Below are 2,530 nucleotides of genomic sequence, written 5' to 3'. Positions count from 1 at the left end.
CGGATCCGTGCGGTGAAGTCAGGCCGGCGTCGTACGCCACCCTATTCGCCGGTGTAACCACTCTCGTTAGCGTCCACGTGCCACAGCTGTACGACGCCTTTTAGGGCACCAGCTATTTCTTCGCCTGCGATCGAAAAAGAGGCCTGAATGTTCCGTTCAGGCCAAGAGAAATTCAACTGCAGGCCGCTTGGACTAATCTCACATTCCCACCAGTAATTAAGGATCCAAACAGTGGCCCGCCCCTCGTGATTCATTATCTCGGGGCGTGAAGTTAGCGACTCCTCCTGAGATGCGGTTAGCTGAGGTCCCCTGGTCGGAGTGTTATGCAGGTATGAACTCGCCTCACCGGCAATTTCCCTTTGCTGCTCAACGGCCAGCGGGCCCTTCAGGCGCACGCTGATCTGAGCCATGACTCCATTCGGATAGATCTCCGCAAAATTCAAGGCGCACGCGGCTCCGTTCGAAAGAACGAACCCGCGTCCGGGAATCAGCCCGGGGAGCCAGTTGTGTGGACGCCTAGGCATAAGGAGCTCCTAACAGGTTAGCCAAACAGAACCGCTGCTCTTATCGGTCACACCCCAGTTGTGGTGGAAGGATTCATTGTAGATCTGCGTGTGATACTGCCTGGAGATGGTCGTTCCGCAACCTATCATGCCTGAGTTGTAGCGGTATGTCCCGGTTTCAGTCGAAGTCACCTCGGCCATGAGCGTATACGCCCCTCCACCGTCATGCCGCCATAGGCGGATCGAGCTGACACTGATGTCCGGCTCGTAGTTGCAGAAGACCTCGGCGTTGAAAGTCACCCTGGTCCCGTTCTTGGCAGGATAGTTTGGCTGGAACTTGCAGATGACATCATGAGCATTGGCCGGTGTGGTGGCTAAAAAGAGCAGGCCGATGCTCACCACTACTACCGATAGAAATGACACAATCTTTCTTAGCATTTGGTTTCCCCCACAAATCGATTGAAAGTCTTGCAGCAGTGCTGCACAAATTTCAGGCAATCACAAAGTCTGTGTTGCCGACGCGGGGAAGACTCCCAATGCAATGGACTTGTGCGAAGATTTCCCCCAGTTCGCTAAATATTGGATGGCGAATCAGGAACGTCAATACTCCGCGGATTAAGTATCTGGCCGGCCAGTTAACACGTTGAGGATTCCAATTGGTGATGCCAAGCGTCGACCGAGTATGGGCATATATGGATTGTGTCGTATTCGACCGTTTTCGCTACAAACCACCGGGTGCGTTCAAAAGATGTCGTTTTCAGAACTCGCATGCACCACTTCATGCGGAAGTATGGCCCGGGTGCACAGGACTGTTGACACCCGTTTGTCAGAAGTCACCTGCACTGTTGGCATTTCCATCAGAAGTCGCCTGCACTAGCCTGAATCATGGTCAACAGTCGTCTGCACCGTCGGCGCCAGTCATGACATCGGATGACCCCCAGATCTTGGAACGGGGTCTGGTGGGCATGTCGGATGAGGCGTGGGAGCGCCTGCGCCGGCAGGACGAGGTCATTGCACCTTTGGCGGCCATGGTCACGGTCACCCACGGGGCGGCGGACAGCGCGGCCGAAGAGTTGGGATCGTCGAGACGGCAGGTCTACACCCTGATCGGCCGGCGCCGAAAGGGCACCGGTCTGCTGACGGACCTGGCCCCGGGCCGGTCCGCCGGCGGCCGGGGAGGCGGGCGCCTGCCGGAGCCTGTGGAGGCCGTAATTCGTGAAGTCATCCGGAAGACTTACCTGACGAAGCAAAAGCCGTCCTTGGCGGTTGTGCATCGCCAAATTGTGCGCGAATGCAAGACGCTGGGGTTGGCCGCGCCGGCAAGGAATACTGTCGCCCACCGGATCGAGGCGCTGCATCCGGTGGAAGTCAGGCGCAGGCGTGAGGGCAGCGAGGCCGCCCGGGCCTTGCAGTCGGCCGGCGGAAAGGTTCCGGACATCGTGGCCCCGTTGGACCAGGTCCAGATCGACCACACCGTGATTGACCTGATCATCGTCGATGACCGGGACCGGCAGCCCATCGGCCGGCCCTACCTGACGGTTGCCATCGATGTTTATAGCCGGTGCCTGCTGGGAATGGTCGTGACCCTGGAGGCACCGTCTGCGGTGTCGGTGGGCCTGTGTATTGCGCACATGGCCTGCGACAAGCGGCCGTGGCTGGAAGCCCTGGGCGTGGACGCGGCGTGGCCGATGAGCGGCAAGCCCAAGGCGTTGTTCCTGGACAACGCTGCGGAGTTCAAGAGCGAGGCGTTGCGCCGCGGTTGCGAGCAGCACGGGATCAAACTCAGCTACCGGCCACTTGGGCGCCCRCACTACGGCGGCATCGTGGAGCGGATCGTCGGCACGGTGATGCAGCGGGTCCATGAACTGCCCGGGACAACCTTCTCTAACCCGGGACAGCGGGGCGGTTACGATGCCGACAGAATGGCCGCCCTGACGTTGACGGAGCTGGAACGCTGGCTGGCCTTAGCGGTCGCCGGCTAGCTTGCCCGCCACCCCGATCTGCTCGCGATCACCGCACAGCGCAGC

At 59.6% G+C, this 2,530-nt stretch carries 2 protein-coding genes; one reads left to right on the top strand and one right to left on the bottom strand.

Translation table 11 applies throughout. The features are described from left to right. Positions 1-533: 533 nt before the first annotated feature. Positions 534-1,001, bottom strand: coding sequence for a hypothetical protein (locus AB4Y86_RS16590; protein WP_441403272.1), 468 nt, complete (start codon positions 999-1,001; stop codon positions 534-536). A 422-nt stretch (positions 1,002-1,423) separates the two neighbouring features. Here AB4Y86_RS16590 and AB4Y86_RS16585 point away from each other — a divergent pair, with 422 nt between their 5' ends. Then, entirely contained in the window at positions 1,424-2,485 is a 1,062-nt protein-coding gene (locus tag AB4Y86_RS16585; protein WP_441403271.1) for an integrase catalytic domain-containing protein, read from the top strand. Positions 2,486-2,530 lie beyond the last annotated feature (45 nt).

Source organism: Arthrobacter sp. 2YAF22_2 (genome assembly GCF_052114645.1).
Classification (GTDB): domain Bacteria; phylum Actinomycetota; class Actinomycetes; order Actinomycetales; family Micrococcaceae; genus Arthrobacter.
This window is presented reverse-complemented; position numbering and strand designations above follow the sequence as displayed.